This is a genomic window from Monashia sp. HAY1-5C (assembly GCF_056755255.1).
Genome location: NZ_JBPGXG010000012.1, coordinates 34079 through 51102 on the forward strand (window position 1 = coordinate 34079; position 17024 = coordinate 51102).

General features: G+C 74.6%; 12 protein-coding genes. 9 read left to right on the forward strand and 3 right to left on the reverse strand.

Going from position 1 to position 17024, the window contains the following annotated elements; genetic code table 11:
- Positions 1-13: 13 nt before the first annotated feature.
- On the reverse strand, positions 14-5572 hold the full coding sequence (locus ACR9ZK_RS03380) for an ATP-binding protein (RefSeq protein ID WP_481340307.1): 5559 nt from the start codon (positions 5570-5572) through the stop codon (positions 14-16).
- A 135-nt stretch (positions 5573-5707) separates the two neighbouring features.
- On the opposite strand from ACR9ZK_RS03380, the gene ACR9ZK_RS03385 reads away from it, so the two are divergent.
- A complete protein-coding gene (locus ACR9ZK_RS03385; RefSeq protein WP_481340290.1) occupies positions 5708-8212 on the forward strand; it encodes an ATP-binding protein in 2505 nt (834 codons plus the stop codon).
- Here the strand turns inward: ACR9ZK_RS03385 and ACR9ZK_RS03390 are convergent.
- Positions 8193-8867 (reverse strand): hemerythrin domain-containing protein, encoded by a 675-nt coding sequence (locus ACR9ZK_RS03390; RefSeq protein WP_481340291.1) that lies wholly within the window; start codon positions 8865-8867, stop codon positions 8193-8195. The two genes, ACR9ZK_RS03385 and ACR9ZK_RS03390, sit on opposite strands and share 20 nt — an antisense overlap.
- Before the next feature lie 204 nt (positions 8868-9071).
- The gene (locus ACR9ZK_RS03395; RefSeq protein ID WP_481340309.1) at positions 9072-9974 is read right to left on the reverse strand and encodes an aminoglycoside phosphotransferase family protein; all 903 of its coding nucleotides are present in this window, start codon (positions 9972-9974) and stop codon (positions 9072-9074) included.
- 115 nt (positions 9975-10089) lie between these two features.
- Between ACR9ZK_RS03395 and ACR9ZK_RS03400 the strand changes: the two genes are divergently transcribed.
- The 8 genes from ACR9ZK_RS03400 to ACR9ZK_RS03435 all read left to right on the forward strand — a co-directional run bounded on the left by ACR9ZK_RS03400 (position 10090) and on the right by ACR9ZK_RS03435 (position 16842).
- Positions 10090-10518 (forward strand): thymidine kinase, encoded by a 429-nt coding sequence (locus ACR9ZK_RS03400; RefSeq protein ID WP_481340293.1) that lies wholly within the window; start codon positions 10090-10092, stop codon positions 10516-10518.
- Positions 10515-10721 (forward strand): hypothetical protein, encoded by a 207-nt coding sequence (locus ACR9ZK_RS03405; RefSeq protein ID WP_481340295.1) that lies wholly within the window; start codon positions 10515-10517, stop codon positions 10719-10721. The genes ACR9ZK_RS03400 and ACR9ZK_RS03405 overlap by 4 nt, the downstream gene beginning before the upstream one ends.
- Before the next feature lie 225 nt (positions 10722-10946).
- Positions 10947-13016 carry a S8 family serine peptidase gene (locus ACR9ZK_RS03410; protein ID WP_481340297.1) on the forward strand — a complete coding sequence of 690 codons (2070 nt, stop codon included), beginning with the start codon at positions 10947-10949 and terminating at the stop codon, positions 13014-13016.
- An 82-nt stretch (positions 13017-13098) separates the two neighbouring features.
- Positions 13099-14208, forward strand: a complete 1110-nt coding sequence (locus ACR9ZK_RS03415) for a hypothetical protein (protein WP_481340299.1) — start codon at positions 13099-13101, stop codon at positions 14206-14208.
- 47 nt (positions 14209-14255) lie between these two features.
- A complete protein-coding gene (locus ACR9ZK_RS03420) occupies positions 14256-15161 on the forward strand; it encodes a hypothetical protein (protein WP_481340301.1) in 906 nt (301 codons plus the stop codon).
- A gap of 14 nt (positions 15162-15175) precedes the next feature.
- The gene (locus tag ACR9ZK_RS03425) at positions 15176-15577 is read left to right on the forward strand and encodes a hypothetical protein (RefSeq protein WP_481340303.1); all 402 of its coding nucleotides are present in this window, start codon (positions 15176-15178) and stop codon (positions 15575-15577) included.
- Positions 15578-15614: 37 nt separating this feature from the next.
- The gene (locus ACR9ZK_RS03430) at positions 15615-16577 is read left to right on the forward strand and encodes a DUF4332 domain-containing protein (protein WP_481340311.1); all 963 of its coding nucleotides are present in this window, start codon (positions 15615-15617) and stop codon (positions 16575-16577) included.
- Positions 16578-16614: 37 nt separating this feature from the next.
- Complete coding sequence (locus ACR9ZK_RS03435; RefSeq protein WP_481340305.1) at positions 16615-16842, forward strand: hypothetical protein; 228 nt, start codon at positions 16615-16617, stop codon at positions 16840-16842.
- The last annotated feature ends 182 nt before the right edge of the window (positions 16843-17024 follow it).

Here is a 17024-nt window from a genome sequence, read left to right on the forward strand (position 1 = left end):
GTCCCCCGGCCCGTCAGGGTGTGCCGGCCAACCCGGCCTCGACCGCGGCGATGATGCGCGGGCGCAGGTCGTGCGGCGCGATGACGGCGTCGACCGACCCCACGGTGACGGCGCGCTGGATGCTGTGCACGGCGTCGAACTCCGCGGCCACCTGGCCGAGCTTCTCGGCCCGCACCGAGCTGCGCACCTCGGCGAGCTCGGTGGCCAGGCGGGCCCGCTCGACGCCTGACGCCCCGGCGACCTGCTCCGCCAGCTGCGCGACGCGCGGGTCGGCGGCGGTGCGGGCGTCGACGTCACGCGAGAAGACGACGGCGGCCGCGGGCGCGCCCCCGAGCACCGACGCGAACGACCCCTCGACCGCCAGCACCGTCATGCGCGGGTTCAGCGTCTTGGAGAAGACGACGAACGCGCCGCCGTGGTACCGCGAGACGACCGTGAAGACGATCGGGCCCTCGAAGTTGACGATGGCCCGGCCGATCTCGGCGCCGTACTCGAGCTGGAGCTCACGCATCGACTCCGGCGAGCCGTCGAAGCCGGACAGGTTCGCGAGCACGACGACGGGGCGGTTGCCGCTCGCGGCGTTGATCGCACGGGCCACCTTCTTGCTCGACCGTGGGAACAGCGTGCCGGCCGTGTACGTGTCCGGGCCGTCGGTGGGTGGGAACCCGCGGCGCGGAACCGGCTTGGACTCGATGCCGATGAGGGTGACCGGGAAGCCGCCGAGGTGCGCGTCCTGGACGACGGCGGTCCCGGCGTCGGCCATGCCGGCCCAGCGCTCGAGCGGCTCGTGGTCCTGGTCGCTGACGGCCCGCATCAGGGTGCGGATGTCGAACGGCTTCTTGCGGTCGGGGTTGGTGACGGCCGAGAAGATGTCGCCGACCGTCGTGAACCCCGACTCGGGCAACGTGTGCGGGAAGAGCGTGACGTCGCGGTGGGCGGGGTCGCTCGTCGGCACGCGGCGCGGGCCGGCCTCGCCGGGGGCGACGTAGGCGTGCTCGTAGTGCGCCATGAGGATCTCGCGGGCCTCGACGAGGTCCTTGGCCCAGTACTGGGCCTGGCCGTTGGGGCCCATGACGCGGTCGTAGCCGCCGATGCCGAAGTTGTCCTCGGCGCTGACGCCACCGGAGAAGTCGAGCGACTGCTTGCCGGTCAGGACCATGGCGCTGTCGGGCGTCATGACGAGGATGCCCTTGGTGTGCATGAGCATCGTCGCCTCGGCGTTCCAGTACGGCTGGGCGCCGACGTTGATGCCGGCGACGACGATGTTGATCTCGCCGCCCGCCTGCGTGAACTCGATGATCCGCTTGAGGGCGCGGGCCACCCAGTCCATGTTCTCGGTCCCCGAGTCCATCGAGATGCGGGCGCCGGCCGACAGCGAGTACCACTCGAGCGGCACCTTCATCGCCTCGGCGAGGTCGATGGCGGCGATGACCCGCGCGCACTCGGCCTCGGCGACGGAGCCGAGCGAGCGCAGCGGGTCGCCCGACAGCACGACGCGCGTCACACCCTGCGGGTGCCGCTGCGTCGGCGTCGTGACGACGGCGACGATGATGCCCGCCTTGTTCAGCCCGACGGGACGGTCGACGGGCACGAGGACACCGGTGTCGTCGAGGTCGTGCTCGACGACGGTGCCGCCCTGGCCGGCGATCATCGACTGCAGCTCGTACGGGTAGACGAGGCCCCGGCGGCGCGCCCGGACGACCTTCGACGCGTAGTCGTCGAGCGGAGCGAGCGGCTCGGTGGGCGGGGCGCCGACGGCCGCCTCGACGCCCGAGCCCGGCTGGTAGAAGAAGCGACCGGCGATGGGGACCGGCTTCTGGTCCGCGGCGGTGGTGACGTTCGCCTGGACGAGGACCTCCTCGATGCCGGCGCCGGCGGTGAGCGGCGCGATCTTCCCGCGAAGCGCGGTCAGCTGGCCGAGGTCGGCCTCGATGGTCGGCCAGATCTGCACCCACACGTGGTTCATGTCGAGGCGCGAGCCGCCGGGACCACGGGCGGCCCGGACCCGGCGGACGGCCTCGAGGCACTGGGCGATGGCACGCTCGACGTGCGGCAGGCCGGACACCTGGCCGTGCTCGTCGCGCACGACGACGACCTGGCGGACCTGGGCGAGCGCGACGAGGCGTCGGTCCTCGGGGTTGTCCTTGGCGACGCACTCGTAGAGCAGGACGTCCTCGGGGGCCTCGAGGCGCGTCACGTCGAACGCGCTGAGCCGCCACAGGTTGAGGCGGCGGCCGACCATCGGGTGCACCCCGCGGACGAGGCGGTCCTCGACGAGGCGCCCCTCGACGGGCCGGAAGGTGAAGTAGTCGACGTGCCGGTCGGTGCCGCCGCTGACGCACACGGCCACGCGCCGTGTGTCGCGCGCGAACGGCAGCTCCTGGAGCAGCGCCGCGAGGCGGTCGCTCGCCTCGTCCGGCGACTCCGGCTCGTCGGGCCACCGCAGGTAGAGGTCGACGACGGACTGGCTGCCCTCGGGGCGGGCCCAGACGTCGGCCGACACCGCGGTGTCGAGGGCGCTGCCGGGGGTGAGCTCGTCGACGGCACCGATGCTCGAGGTCAGGTGCGTCGGGCGGCCGTCGAGGGTGTAGTCGGCCGTGGCGAACGGGCGGCCGGCCTCGGTGAAGGTGCGAAGGGCGTGCAGCTCGTGCTCGCGGTAGTGCCGCTTGATGAGCACCTCGAGCATCGGCTCGTGCTGCTGCAGGCCGGCCTCGGTGTCGACCGACGCGTGCAGCCGCTCGGCGAGGAACCGGACGATCTGCTCCGGGATCACCGCGAGCTCGTCGACGCGCAGGGAGCGGTCGGGGGCGTCGGGGTCGGCCGCGAGCGCGGCCACCTTGTCACGGACGCCGGCCAGGACGCTCGCGCGCTCGGCGTCGACGAGCGGTTGGTCGAACCAGCGGAACCGGACGCTGCGGGCCAGGTCGCCGACGACCGGGAAGCGCAGCTGGGTCGCGACGACGAGCCGGTCGAGGGCGTCGCGGGCCGCGGCGTCGAGCGGCGCCGCCGGGGCCGGTTCGCCGAGCCAGCGCTGGAGCACCGACGTCGCGAACGCCACCTCGGGGGCCGAGCGCTGCTGCGACAGGAAGATGCGGAACACCGCCTCCTCCAGCTCGGGCGTGCGCTCGACGTCGGTGAGGCCGTAGTGGCGCAGGACGCGGGCGAGCTTGTCGCGGAAGTCGGTCGGCAGGCCGGCTCGGTCCGGGTCGAGGCTCTGCAGGTAGGAGTGGAAGAACTCCTTGGGGCTGTGCACGAGCAGCTCGGTGTGGCGCTCCTCGAGCGCCGGCCGGTTGCGGCTCAGCTCGGCGAAGTCGCTGATGAGGTCGAGGATCGCGATCTCCTGGGCGAGCGGCACGCGCCCCTCGGCCGCGAGCTCGTCCCGCGCGGCGAGGTAGGCGGCGAGCGTGCCGCCCTCGCCGCTGTCGGTGCCGCCGTCGAAGCCGAGGACGGTTGCCGACAGGTCGGCCAGGGCCCGCGCCGCCCGCCGGTCCGCGCCAGCGGTGCCGTTGGTCGGCTCGGGCAGGTCGAGGTCGACGCTCTCCTCGGCGGCCGGTGCGGCGTCCGCGGCCTCGTCGGCGTCCTCGAGGGGCTCGAGGCGGACGAGGGGCGCACCGGTCTCGACCTGGCTGCCGACGCTCGCGAGGATCGCGCGGACCCGCGAGGCGACGGGCGCGGCCAGCACCGTCTCCATCTTCATCGACTCGAGGACGAGCACGGGGGCGCCCGCCGCCACCTCGGCACCGACCTCGACCGGCGTCGCGACGACGAGCGCCGGCGCGGGCGAGCGGACGACGCCGCCCTCGTCCCGCGAGACGCGGTGCGTGACGCCGTCGACCTCGACGAGCTGCACGGGACCGTGCGTGGCCGTGACGAGGCGGTGGCTGCGGCCCTCGACGCTGATGCGCCCGGCGTACTCGTCGATGAGGTCGAGCTCGGCGTCGACGAGGTGCTCGGCGCCCCCGCCGGTGACGGTGACGCGGTAGCGGTGCGAGGCGGTGCGCAGGACGGTGACCTTGTACGCGGTGCCGCGCAGCTTGAGGTCGATGGCGCGGCCGACGGTGTGCTGGACCTGGGGGCGGCCACCCCGGGCGGACTCGAACAGCCGCGCCCGCTCGATGGCCTCGGCGTCCTCGTAGGCCTCGATGCCGGCGGCGACCAGCGCGACGCCGGAGTGCCGGTGCGACACGAGGCGGCCCTCGGCACGGACCCGGTCGATCCACCCGGTGTCGGCCGACCCGTCGACGACCTCGGGCTGGTCGAGCAGGTCGAGGATGAACGACTTGTTCGTCGAGCCGCCCTCGATGACGACGGTCGTCTCGGCCATGGCGCGGCGCAGCCGGGCCAGCGCCTCGTCGCGGTCGCGGCCGTAGGCGATGATCTTGGCGATCATCGAGTCGAAGTCGGCCGGGATCGAGTCGCCTTCTCCGACACCGGTGTCGACGCGGATGCCGGGACCGGCCGGGAACTGCAGCAGGCTGATGCGGCCCGGGCTCGGGGCGAAGTCGCGGTCGGGGTCCTCGGCGTTGAGCCGGGCCTCGACGGCGTGGCCACGCTCGGTGGGCCGGCCCTGCGGGAGGTCGTCGAGGCGCCCACCGTTCGCGACGTGGATCTGCAGCTTGACGAGGTCGGTGTCGGTGACGGACTCGGTGATCGGGTGCTCGACCTGCAGCCGGGTGTTGACCTCGAGGAAGGCGAAGAAGCGCTCGCCCGGGTGGTAGAGGAACTCCACCGTGCCGGCACCGGCGTAGCCGACCGCGACGGCGAGCCGCTCGGCGCTGTCCTTGACCTCCTGCGCCTGCTCGGGCGTCAGGACGGGGGAGGCCGACTCCTCGATGACCTTCTGGTTGCGGCGCTGGATCGAGCAGTCGCGCACGCCGATGGCCCAGGCGGTGCCCTGCCCGTCGGCGATGACCTGCACCTCGATGTGCCGGGCGCCGGTGACGAGCTTCTCGAGGAAGACGACGCCCGACCCGAAGGCCCGCTGCGCCTCGTCGCGGGTGCGCTCGTACGCGTCGGTGAGGTCGGCATCGGAGTCGACGCGGCGGATGCCGCGGCCGCCGCCGCCGGCCGTCGCCTTGAGCATGAGGGGGTAGCCGATGCGGGCCGCCGCGGCCGTGGCGTCCGCGAGGGTGTCGACGCCGCCGCGGCTCCACGGCGCGACCGGCACGCCGACCTCCTCGGCGATGAGCTTGCTGCCGATCTTGTCGCCGAGCTTGCGCATCGCCTCGGCGCTCGGGCCGATGAAGGTGACACCGATGCGGTCGCACAGCTCGGCGAACGTCGGGTCCTCGGCGACGAAACCCCAGCCGACCCACGCGGCGTCGGCGCCGGTCGCCCGGAGCGCGCGCTCGAGGACGGTGTGGTCGAGGTAGGGGCGGTTCGCCGCCGGGCCGAGGTCGTACGCGAGGTCGGCCTCGCGGACGAACATGGCCCGGCGCTCGCCCTCGGTGTGCAGCGCGACCGTCTCGATGCGGTGACCGTCCGGGCCCGCCGCGGCGTTGAGGTCACGCACCGCGTGGATGAGCCGCATGGCGGCCTCTCCACGGTTCACGATGGCGATGCGCGAGATCATCGAGTGCTCCTCCTGGGGACGCTGACGGGGGTGGTGTCGCACCCCGCAGCCTTCCACGGCTCACCGGTGACCGGCGAGTAGAGGGCTTGCGTCGTTCTCCCGTGGCCGGACGTGTCGGGCGCTACCGTCGCTGCCGTGAGGTGGTCGTCGTCGGACAGCGACTTCGGCGCCGTGCTGCGGCGGCTGCGCGAGGACCGCGCGCTGACCCAGGAGGAGCTCGCCGGACGGTCCGGCGTGAGCGCCAAGGCGATCGGGGCGCTCGAGCGCGGGGAGCGACGACGTCCCCACCCGCACACGGTCCGTGCCCTCGCGGACGCGCTGCGGCTCGACGACGCCGAGCGCGCCGGGCTCGTGCGGGCCGTGCCGGCCCGGGGTGAGCCCTCGGAGGCGGAGACCGGCGCCCCGCCCGCGTGGGTCCCACCGGCCACCACCGGTCGGCTCGCTCCGGCCGCCGTGGCGCCGCTCTTCGGCCGGGACGAGGACCTCGTCCGCCTGGAGGGGCTGCTGGCGGGGCAGCGTGCGCGGCTGGTGACCCTCACCGGCCCTGGTGGCGTCGGCAAGACGCGGCTGGCGACGGAGGTCGCGACGCGCGTCACCGACCTCTTCACGGGCGGCGTCCGGCTCGTCGACCTCGCGGCCGTGCGCGAGCCGTCGCAGGTGCTGCCGCACGTCGCCGTGGCGCTCGGCGTCGTCGAGCAGCCGGCCGGGACGGTCCCGCTCGTCGAGCAGGTGGCCGCCCACCTCGCCGACCGCCGCGTCCTGCTCGTCCTCGACAACGTCGAGCAGGTGACCGGGTGCGGGCCCGGGCTCGCCGAGCTCGTCGCGCTCGCGCCCGGGCTCACCGTCCTGGCCACGAGCCGCGCGCCCCTGCGGGTGCGCGCGGAGCAGGAGGTGCCGCTGGCAGCGCTCACCCTGCCCGTGGCCGGGGACGGGCGTGACGTGGCGGACTCGCCCGCGGTCGCGATGTTCCTCGACCGGGCGTCCGCCGCGGGCGCGCACACGCTGCGGGACGGCACGGCGCCTGCGACGCTCGCCGCGATCGCCCGCCACCTCGACGGACTCCCGCTCGCCATCGAGCTCGCCGCCGCGGCCACCCGCGTGCTGCCCGCCGACGCCCTCCTCGCCCGGCTCGAGTCCGGCAGCGCCGACGTCGGCGTGCCCGGTCCACGCGACCTGCCGGACCGGCAGCGCAGCATGTCGACGGTCCTGGACGGCAGCGTCGAGCTGCTCGAGCCGCGGCACCGGGCCCTGTTCCTGCGCTCCGCCGTCTTCACCGGCGGGTTCTCCCTGGACTGGCTCGAGGCCGTGGAGGCGGGCGTCACCGGCCGTCCCGGCGACGCCGCGCTGCCCGGTGCGGAGCTGCCCGGTGCCGCGCTGCACGGTGACGCCGCGCTGCCCGGTGACGCCGCGCTGCCCGGCGTGGCGGCCCTCGTCGAGCAGGCTCTCGTCCTGCCGGTGCCCTCGCCCGACGGCACCCCGCGGTTCCGTCTCCTCGAGCCCGTCCGGCAGTACGCGATCGCACGGGCGCACGTCGAGGACCACGCGCTCGCCGCGGCCGAGGCGCACGCCGTCCAGGCGCGCGAGGTGGCCCTCGCCGCGCACCGCCGGCTCTGGGCCCGCGACGTCGGGCCGGTGCTCGACCGCCTCGATGCCGACCACGGCAACCTCCGGGCAGGGTTCCTCCGGCTCCTCGAGCTGGACCGCGTCGCCGATGCGGCCGACCTCGCCGGCTCGCTCTGGCCGTACTTCGCGATGAGGGGACGGGTGCGCGAGGGACTCGAGTGGCTCGACCGGGCCGCGGGCGCGGGCACACCGTCGGCGGTCGCGCGGGCCGCCGTCGGTCGGATGGGCCTGCTGCTCGTCGTCGGTGACGTCGTCGGCCTGCGCCGGCTGGGCGAGGTCGCGACCGGCCTGGCCGACCGGGCCGGCGAGACCCTCCTCGTCGTCGAGGCCACCCTGCTCAGCGGGCTCGGCGCGCTGTTCGCCGGGGACCTGGTCCCAGGGGAGCGGCTTCTGGCGCAGGCAGAGGGCCGCGCCGCGGACCTGGGCGGTGAGGAGGGCGGCGACGGCGACCTGCGCCGCTGGGTCCGGCTGCACGTGCAGCTCGGCCGTGGGCAGGCGGTCCTGCTCGCGGGCGACGCCGAGGCTGCGACCGGACTGCTCGAGGAGGCGGTCTCGGCGGCGAGAGCGCTCGGCAACGAGTTCGGCCTCGCCACCGCGCTCAACACGCTGGCGACGGCCCGACAGCACGCCGGTGCGGATGCCGACGCAGCGGCCCTGCTCGGCGAGTCCCTCGCCGTGTCCTTTCCGCTACGCCTCGCCTGGACGCTCGGGTACGCCGTCCCGGAGATGGCCGGTGTGGCCGCGCGGTCGGGACGACCCGAGGCCGCAGCGTTCCTCTTCGGGGCGGCCGCCACGCTCGGTGACGCGACGGCGGTGGACCCGCACTACCCGCCCTCGCGCGCCACGGTGGACGCCGGGCTGGTCGCCGCCCGGACGCGGCTGGGTCCCGACGAGTTCGCCGCCGCGTGGGAGGCGGGTCGGACCGCGACCCCGGAGGAGGTGGGCCGTTTCGCGGCAGAGGTCGCGGACGCGATCACCTCCCAAGGCGAAGCGCACGTCACCCCCGGACGCGGCTGACGAAGCGTCGGTACTGCCGCGCGCCGACCGTGCGCACGAGCAGCCGGACCGGCAGGGGCAGCTTCGCGAGCATCGCCCGGCGCTCCTCCGGGGTGCACTCCTCCAGCAGCGCCCCGAAGAGCAGCGGCAGCTGGGACCGCGTCATCTTCTCGATCCCGTGCTCGCCGAGGCTGTCCCACTCGGCGACGGTGACGTACCGCAGGCACAGGGGCAGGATCTCGCGCTCCTCGAGGTCCAGGTGCTGGGCGAGGTCGGCGGCGAAACGCTCGAGGACGTCGGCCAGCGCCGCGCCGCGGGCCCGGGTGGGTGCCGCCTCCCAGGTGGGCAGCAGGTGCTCGACGCGCTGGAGGTGGTCCTCGATGCCGTGGTGCTGCGCCTGCATCGTCTCGACGAGCCCGGTGGAGGGCGCGGCCCGCTCCAGCAGCGCGGGCCACAGCACCGCGTCCTCACCGGTGTGGTGCATCTCGAGACCGGCGAGGACGAGGCGCACGGCCCCGGCCACGGTCCCGGCCCGTTCGACGTCCCCGTCGGCGACCTGGCGCACGAGCCCCGGCAGCAGGCGCGTCTCGCGCCGGAAGGCGCGGTGGACGATGACCATCTCGTGGACCCACGGGCGGTCCGACGTCGGCGTGGTGCTGAAGGTGGTGGCGCTCACGGTCAAACCCTTTCACTGGCGTGGTGCTGACCTGTCCAGCGTGGGCGGCGGGTGCGGCACACCCCAGCCACGGCGGCTCCACAGCGCACCCACACCACCTCCACGCACCACGCCCGAACGAGCCGGAACGAGCCGGCCGCTGCCGGACCTCGTGCGCGACCCGGTGCCCGGACGTAGGTGCCGGACGACGGTGCCGGTGGTCGGTCAGGCGGACGCGAGCTCGGCGACGACGGCCCGGACCATCCGCCGGCCGTGCTCGGCCATCCGCGGGAAGGTGTGCCGGTAGTAGTCGACGCCGGTCAGCGACGGCGCGAGCGCCCAGCCGCACGCCCGGAGCCAGGTGGCGTCGTCGGGGGCGACCGCCTCACGGTACGCGTCGCGGGCGGCGCCGGTGAACGTCCAGAGGGCGGCGGCGACGTCCGGGGCGGGGTCGCCGACCCCGAGCCCGCCCCAGTCGATGACGCCGACGAGGCGGCCCGCGTCGACGACGAGGTTGCCGGGCTGCAGGTCACCGTGGATCCACACCGGCGCAGCGTCCCAGTCGGGCGCGGCGAGGCAGGTCTCCCAGGCGCGTTCGGCGGCCCGGAGGTCGAGGCCGTCGTCCTGGTCCTGCAGCCGCCCGAGCGCTCCGCGGACGGCGTCGTCGACGTGCCGCAGCGGCGCGCCGCGTGAGCCCGGTTGCCGGGAGGGGCCGCCGGTGGCGTCGACCGCGTGCAGGGCGCGGGTGAAGGCAGCCAGGTCGCGCGCGAGCGGCACGTCGTCGGAGCCGAGCCGTGGCGGCGTCGTGCCGCGCAGCCACGGCACCACGGCCCAGGCCCACGGGTAACCCCCTCCCGGGTGACCGAGGTGCGCCGGCACCGGGACCTCGGCAGGCAGGTGCGGCGCCAGCCCCGGGAGCCAGCGCGCGTCCGACGCGGCCTGCCCAGCCGCGTGGGCCACCTTCGGCATCCGCACCACGAGGTCCTCGCCGAGCCGGAAGAGCACGTTGTCCGTGCCCTCCACGTCGTCGGGCAGCGGCGTCACCGGCCGCCCGGCCCACTGCGGGCACTGGTCCTCGACGAGTCGGCGCACCAGCGCGGGAGTGGCCCGGACCTCGTCGGCATGCATCGGCACCCGGCCACCCTAGGCGCCGACGCCTCCGACGGGCGAACCCTTTGCGTCCCGAGCGCGGGGGTCGGCCGCGGGCCAGGACCGTCGGCGCCGACGGATAGCGTTGCGGCCCGTGACCACGATCGACGACGTCAGGCAGGCCGTCCGCACCGCGAGCGAGGTGTCGCTCGACGTCGTCCTCGGGCCGATGAAGTCGGGCAAGAGCCTCGAGCTCATCTCCCTGCTGTCGCCGTTGCAGTACACGCGCGTCAGGCACCGGGTCTACCAGTCGGCCCGGCACGTGCGCGACACCGGCGTCACCTCGCGCAGCGGCGGCGTCCTCACGACGACCAAGACCCTCGCCCTCGCCGAGGCGCTCGACGCCGAGCTCGACCTCGTCGCCGTCGACGAGGTCCACATGTTCGACGTCGCCGACATCGAGGTCGTCGGCCAGCTGCTGCGTCGCGGCACGCGCGTCGTCGTCGCGGCATCGACCTCGACCACCGCGGCGAGCTCTTCGCGCCGGTCCGGGCCCTGCTCGAGCTCGGACCCGACGCCGTGACGTACCGGCGAGCCGTGTGCGACGTGTGCCCCGACTTCAGCGCCACCCACACCCAGGTGCTGCGTGGTGGAGTGCCGTTCCTCGACCGGCTCGGCGGAGCGGGCGGATCGGGCGGATCGGGCGGCACGCAGGCCCTTCCGGACGACGGCACGTTCTCCTACGAGGCACGCTGCCGCACGTGCTTCGTCCGCCCGCGCGACTGACGGCGCTCGTCATGGCGCTCGCCGTGGGCGCCCGAGGCTCCTGCGGCGTCACGGATGGCGACCACGACCCTCGCGCCTGCGCGACGCTGAGCAGGCCCGACGCGTCCACCGGCCGATGGTGGTCGTCATCCGGAACGGCGGCGCGCGGCCCGTGTCCACGGCGCACGCGACGACGCGGCCGCTGTGCGCACGTATCAGCGCGGCGCGCTCGGGCCACTGTCGGTGATGAGCGACGACGTCGTGTTCGTGCACGGCACCCCGGTGCGGGTGCCGGGCGGTGAGTGGCGCCGCGGCGAGGGCCCGAGGGTCGTCGTCCGCTTCGGTACGCCCGTCGACGCCGGGCTGCGGGCGGCGCTCGCCAGCGCGGGTGTGACCGTCCGGTTCTGGTGCCCGCCGTCGGGCGCGTGCGTCGACCTGCCCGACGCGTCGGGCCCGCTCGAGGACTCCGTGCCGGGAGCCGTCGGTGCCGTCCCCTACCGGGCCGCCGACTGCACCCGCGAGGTCGTGCCTCCCTCGGTGGCCGGCCCGGACGTCGTCGACGTCGTCGTCTTCGAGCGGGCCGAGCGCGACGCGGTCGCGCGACGGCTCCGGGACGCCGGGCACCGGGTGCTCGCCCAGGACCGGAGCAAGCTGCGGGTGCAGCTCGCGGCCGGAACGACGCGGGCCGACCTCGCCGCGGTCGTCGGCGTCAAGCTCGTGACGACGCCGCGCCTGCCGCACGTCCTCGACGACCCGCTCGACACCGCCGTCGGCGCGACCCTGCCGCGGCACGACGGTCTCGACGGCAGCGGCGTCGTCGTCGGCGTCGTCGACACCGGCCTCGACTCCGGACGACTCGACGACCTGCACCCCGACCTGCGCGGCCGCGTGGCAGGCCTCGTCAGCCGACCGATCGACGCCAGCTGGGACGCCGTCGCGGTGCACCCCGGTGCCGACGACGGGGCGGCCGACACCAACCGCGGCCACGGGACCTTCGTCACCGGGACCGTCGTGGGCACGGGTGCGGCGAGCCAGGGGGTCAAGCACGGGGTCGCCCCCGGCGCGCGCGTCGTCGTGCAGGCCATCGAGCAGTACGTCGATGCAAAACCCGTGCAGGAGAAGGCCTTTCCGGACGGCTACTACCTCGCCGGCCGGCCCCTCGACCTGCGCGACCTCTTCGAGACGGCCGCCGGGCAGGGCGCACGGGTCCACGTCAACGCGTGGGGCGACGCCGTCGCCGGCGCGTACACCGACGACGCGCACGAGGTCGACCTCTTCCTCGCCGAGCACCCCGACCACCTCATCCTCTACGCGTCCGGCAACCTCGGCTCCGACCCCGACGCCGACCGAGCGCCCGACGGGACGACCGTCTACTCGCCCGCCTGCGCGAAGAACGTCCTCGCCGTCGGCGCGACGGAGGGTCCGACGGCGGGCGTCGGGGAGCGTCGGGGGTGGGCCGCCTTCGAGAACGCATCCCGCCGGTATCCCAACCCCGCCGACCGCGTCGACCCGGTCAGTGGCGAGCCCGACCGCATCGCGCTGCTCACCTCGACCGGCCCGACCCCGGACGGACGCCGCAAACCCGACCTGTGCGCCCCCGGGACGAACCTCGTGGGCCTGCGCAGCCTCGTGTCGCCGGACATCGGCAACGGCATCGCTTCGCCCCAGCCGTACTACTGCTACCGGTCGGGCACGTCGATCGCCGTCGGGGTCCTCGGCGGCGGCGCAGCCCTCGTGCTCCAGGGCTGGCAGCGGACGCGTCGGCGCCCGACCGGCCTGGGGCTCAAGGCGATTCTCCTCATGGGTGCGGCGCCCGTGCTGCGACGTGGCTCGACGACCGGGCAGCGCGAGGACCCGCAGGTGTGCGGCTGGGGACGCCTCGACGTCGCCGGCTCGCTGCCCTCGGGACCCGCGCACGTGGCCTGGCTCGTCGACACCGACGCCGACGCCCTCGACACCGGTGACCGACGCGCCTGGACGCTGCGGGTGCCGCCCGGTGGAGGTGCGGTCCGGGTGGCGCTGGCCTGGTACGACGCGCCCGACCCGCGCCTCGTCGACGACCTCGACCTGGTCGTCGCCACCTCCGACGGCACGACGTGGTGGGGCAACCACCCCGACGGTGCGCCCGGCCGACCGGACACCGTGCACACCGTCGAGGTCGTCGACCTGCCGGCCGCGGCCGAGGGGCTGCACCGCATCGAGGTCGCCGGCAGCCGTGTCATGACCGGGGCCCGGCGGTTCGCGCTCGCCGTGCGCGCCCCGCGCGGCAGCCGGCTACGGCGCACATCCGGACGTATCACCCCACCGCCGTCCTGACTCTGACTCCCACGGGGGCACGGGTCCGCCCCCGTGACGGTCTGCGAGGCAGACCGGCCACGCACAAGGCAGGAGCCACATCATGGCTGAGACGAAGACTGCGCCGCGCGCCCGCCGCACCTCGGCACGCCGTCCCACGACGGCGTCCCCGGCGGCGAGCGCATCGGCAACCACCGGCGGCGCCGACGGCGCCGACGGCGCCAACGGGTCGACGGCGTCGCGCACGTCGACGGCGCTCACCCGACGCGCGACGCGTCCGGCAGGCGGGGTCGCGCTCGACGACACCGTGCCGGCGGGCGCCGCCACGACGCCCGCCGCCCTCGGCGCCGACGTGACCGACGAGCTCGGCCGCGTCGCCCCGACGTTCGGCAACGTCCTGTCCTCGATCGGTCTCGGCGTCGCCACGTCGCAGACCGCCCTCGACAAGGGGCTCGTCGACAGCGTCAAGGCGCTCTCGGACAAGAAGGTCAAGGTCGTCACCGACGTCATCCAGACGCTCGACGACGACGGCCTGCCCGACCTCGATGCCACCGAGCTCGTCACCTCCGAGGTCTCGGTGCTCAACTTCATCACCCCGACGGTGCACGAGTGGAAGTTCGTGCGCCTCGCGATGGACCTCGAGGTCGGCGAGATCGACAACACCCAGGCCATGACGTTCAAGCGCGAGCAGGTCTCGATCGGCTCGAACGCCGTCGGCATGTTCTGGGGCTTCCTCGGCTGGTTCGACACCCACGACGAGTCGAGGACGACGACCGTCACGTCGAGCTCCGAGCAGGAGGTCGACTGGTCGCAGGGGCAGGTCCGCGTCGACGCGCTCCTCGCGCCGCGCGAGGCGGACGGGTTCACCCCGCCGGCCAACGTCGACATCGGCCCGCGCCTCTACTTCTCACAGGGGTCGGTCACCGACACGACGGCCGCCGGCGTGCGGACGCGCTCGGTCAAGGTCCGCATCAAGGTCCTCAAGTCGTCCGGCGCCGTCAACCCGAGCAAGAACCTCGTCGTCGAGGCGACCGGGCTCGGGATCAGCTTCACGACGGGTGGTGGCTTCGGCGGCAGCACCACCAACACGGACGGCGAGGTCGAGGTCACCCTCTCGCGCGTCGTCCCCGTCGGGGCCACCGTCACGCCCCGCCAGTTCCCAGTCACCGCCTCGCTGGGGCAGGTCCGCCAGAGCAGCCAGGTCACGCTCTGACGGGTCGCAGCAGCGACCCGCGGAGCCCCCACCACGAGGAGCACACCATGAGCATCATCCCGGTCGGGGCCGGTACGGCCCCGCTCGACATCCCCAACTCCGACGTCAGCGACGAGCTCGCGCGCGCCGGGACGTCCTTCGGCGACCTCGTCGCGGGCGTCGGCCAGGCCGTCGCCACGACGCAGCGCAAGCTCAACGACACCGCCGTCACGACGACGACGGCGCTCGCCGAGACCACCGTCGACGTCCTCGCGGTCCAAGAGACCGTCTACGACGACGACGGCAACATCGACGAGTCGGTGTCGCACGAGCAGCGCCTGCCGCTCATCACCTTCATCGACCCGGTCCTCTACCAGTGGAGCCAGGTGCGCCTGCAGGGCAGCTTCGTCGCCAGCGAGCTGTCGGCCGGGGCATCGAGCACCTCGACGACCACGACCGACAGCGACGGGTCGAGCCAGGGCGGCCTGTTCGTCATCCTCGGCGGCGGTCGCACGTACCTCGACTACGACCGCACGACGACGACGGGCACGAGCGAGGTGACCTCCGACGTCTCCCGCGGCCGGATCCGCATGTACTCGGAGCTGACCCCGCGGCACGACATCGGGGTGCCGAAGCCGCGCCAGGCGGTCCAAGGGCCACGCCTGGCGGTCAGTGCCGGCGAGATCATCGACATCCCCGCGGCAGGCGGCACGCCGGCCCAGCGGACGATGCAGGTGACGGTCGAGTACTTCCGCCGTGACAGCACGCCGATCGCGGGCAAGACCATCTCGATCGAGACCTCCGGCGTGCCGTTCGAGTACGTCGGCGGCGTCGACCAGACCGACGCGGACGGCACCGTGCAGATCCTGCTGCGGCGGACCTTCCTCGACGAGGCGGCGGACCGCTCGCCGGTCGAGTCGATCGTCTCGGCGCGCATCGGCATCGTCTCCAACGACACGACCGTCGTCTTCTGACGGCCGCGACCGCCATGGGCAGCAGCAGCCCGGCCGCGGAGCTCGGCGACCTCGTCGCCGGGCTCCTCGGCGCGGTCGTCGACGCGCAGGCGACGATCGACGCCGATGCGCAAACCCGCACCGACGCGTGGCTCAACGACCCTCCCGGGGACGTGCCGGTGCCACCGCCGCTCTGGTTCACCGTCGGTTCGACGGCCCTCGAGGTGCAGCTGGCGGCGCGGGTCTCCGCGACGGTGCCGGGGCGGCCGAGCCTGATCGTGCGCACCGCGAACCCGGTCGACTCGGCGCTCCTGGGCTACGAGGCCTCGACGCAGATGCGGCTGCGGGTCGTCATGGACGCCCGGCCGCGCAGCGCTCTCCCGGCCGACCCGGCCGACCCGGCCGACCCGGCCGACCCGGCCGACCCCACCCCCTGAACGCTCCCACCCCTGGAGGACGATCCCCGTGACCGACATGACCGACCACGGCACGCTGCGACCCGGCACGGCGACCCACGTCGGCACCGCGACCACCGGCCCGCTGTCCGGATCGCCCTCCGGATCGCTGTCCGGATCGGTGCTCGTCGGTGCCGTCCTGCGCCCGAGCACCACCGTCATCCGCAACGACGGCGTCCTCGGCATCTTCCGGCCGGTCGACTCCGTCGAGGACGACAGCGACCGCAAGCTCGTCGAGGACCTCGCCGCCGAGGTCGCCCGGCTGCAGAGGGAGAACGACGCACTGCGCGCGCAGGTCGCGTCCCTGCAGGGCGAGGGCCGCCACTACGACGAGCTCGGCACCGCGATCGCCAACGCCACCGACCAGCTGCAGCGCCAGCTCTCCGAGTCCTCCAACGGCGTCACCCGCTTCGCGCTGCGCGAGGTGCAGCTCGACACCAGGGTGAGCCTCGACCTCGACGAGCTCGGCAACCTGCGCTACCGCTTCCCGACGCCGGGGGCCCCGGAGGACGCGTCGGTCGGGCGGCTCGCCATGACCATCGTGCCGATCCCCGTCGAGAACGCCGAGGCGGCGTCACTGCTGCGCCCGTCGGTGCCGCTCGAGACGCTGCCGTCCGTCGACGCGGCGGGCCGCAAGGCGCTCGCCGCCGCGGGGCTCTTCCGCGCCGGCGACCTCGTCAGCGTCGGCTCGCGAGCCCGCGTCGCGACCGAGCTGCAGCGCCGCCTCGGCGTCGACCGGGCGACCTTGCGAACCTGGGTCAGCGAGGCCGAGCTCGTGACGCTGCCGGGCGCCACCGGCAGGCACGTGACCGTGCTGCGTGCAGCCGGTTTCGACTCGCTCGCGGCCGTCGGTGCCGCGTCGGTCGAGGACCTCGTGGCGCGTTTCGACGAGGCCGCCGGTTCCGTGCCGGGCGCCACGCCGCTCGACCCAGAGCTCGCCGGGCAGTGGGTGGCCGCGGCCGCCGCGTCCCGGCGCGGATAGACGCGTCGGCCGGCCGGTCACCGGGTACGGGGTCGACATGAGCGACGACACCGACTACGACGCCGAGCAGGACCAGGACTCCGAGCCCACGATGACGGCCCCCGAGGAGGGCCGCCCAGACGGCTTGGACGCGCTGCATCCCGACCAGGGGCAGTCCACGTCAGCCGTGCCCGACGAGGATCGCGAGGCCGGCGGCCAGCCGCCGGAGGACACGGACGCGGAGGTGCTCGAGGCCCAGCAGGAGGGGAGCCCCGCCGACGAATGACCGCCGACGAGTGACCGCGGCGGACTCACCACGGCCGAGCCACGGGGTCGGACTCACCCGCTGTGGGCCGGCTCGGCCCACAGCGGCGCGGCGGTGGGTCCTAGGTGTACTGACCGGGCACGTTGGTTGAGGGAATGCGACTTCGCGCTGTGAGCTGCTGACAGGGGAGGGCCTCCCGCGGT

Excerpts from the sequence above, each read along its gene's own strand:
- ACR9ZK_RS03420 (WP_481340301.1), top strand. The coding sequence starts at position 14,256 with ATGAGCATCATCCCGGTCGGGGCCGGTACGGCCCCGCTCGACATCCCC.
- ACR9ZK_RS03380 (WP_481340307.1), bottom strand. The coding sequence starts at position 5,572 with ATGATCTCGCGCATCGCCATCGTGAACCGTGGAGAGGCCGCCATGCGG.
- ACR9ZK_RS03430 (WP_481340311.1), top strand. The coding sequence starts at position 15,615 with ATGACCGACCACGGCACGCTGCGACCCGGCACGGCGACCCACGTCGGC.
- ACR9ZK_RS03425 (WP_481340303.1), top strand. The coding sequence starts at position 15,176 with ATGGGCAGCAGCAGCCCGGCCGCGGAGCTCGGCGACCTCGTCGCCGGG.
- ACR9ZK_RS03435 (WP_481340305.1), top strand. The coding sequence starts at position 16,615 with ATGAGCGACGACACCGACTACGACGCCGAGCAGGACCAGGACTCCGAG.
- ACR9ZK_RS03410 (WP_481340297.1), top strand. The coding sequence starts at position 10,947 with ATGAGCGACGACGTCGTGTTCGTGCACGGCACCCCGGTGCGGGTGCCG.
- ACR9ZK_RS03415 (WP_481340299.1), top strand. The coding sequence starts at position 13,099 with ATGGCTGAGACGAAGACTGCGCCGCGCGCCCGCCGCACCTCGGCACGC.
- ACR9ZK_RS03395 (WP_481340309.1), bottom strand. The coding sequence starts at position 9,974 with ATGCATGCCGACGAGGTCCGGGCCACTCCCGCGCTGGTGCGCCGACTC.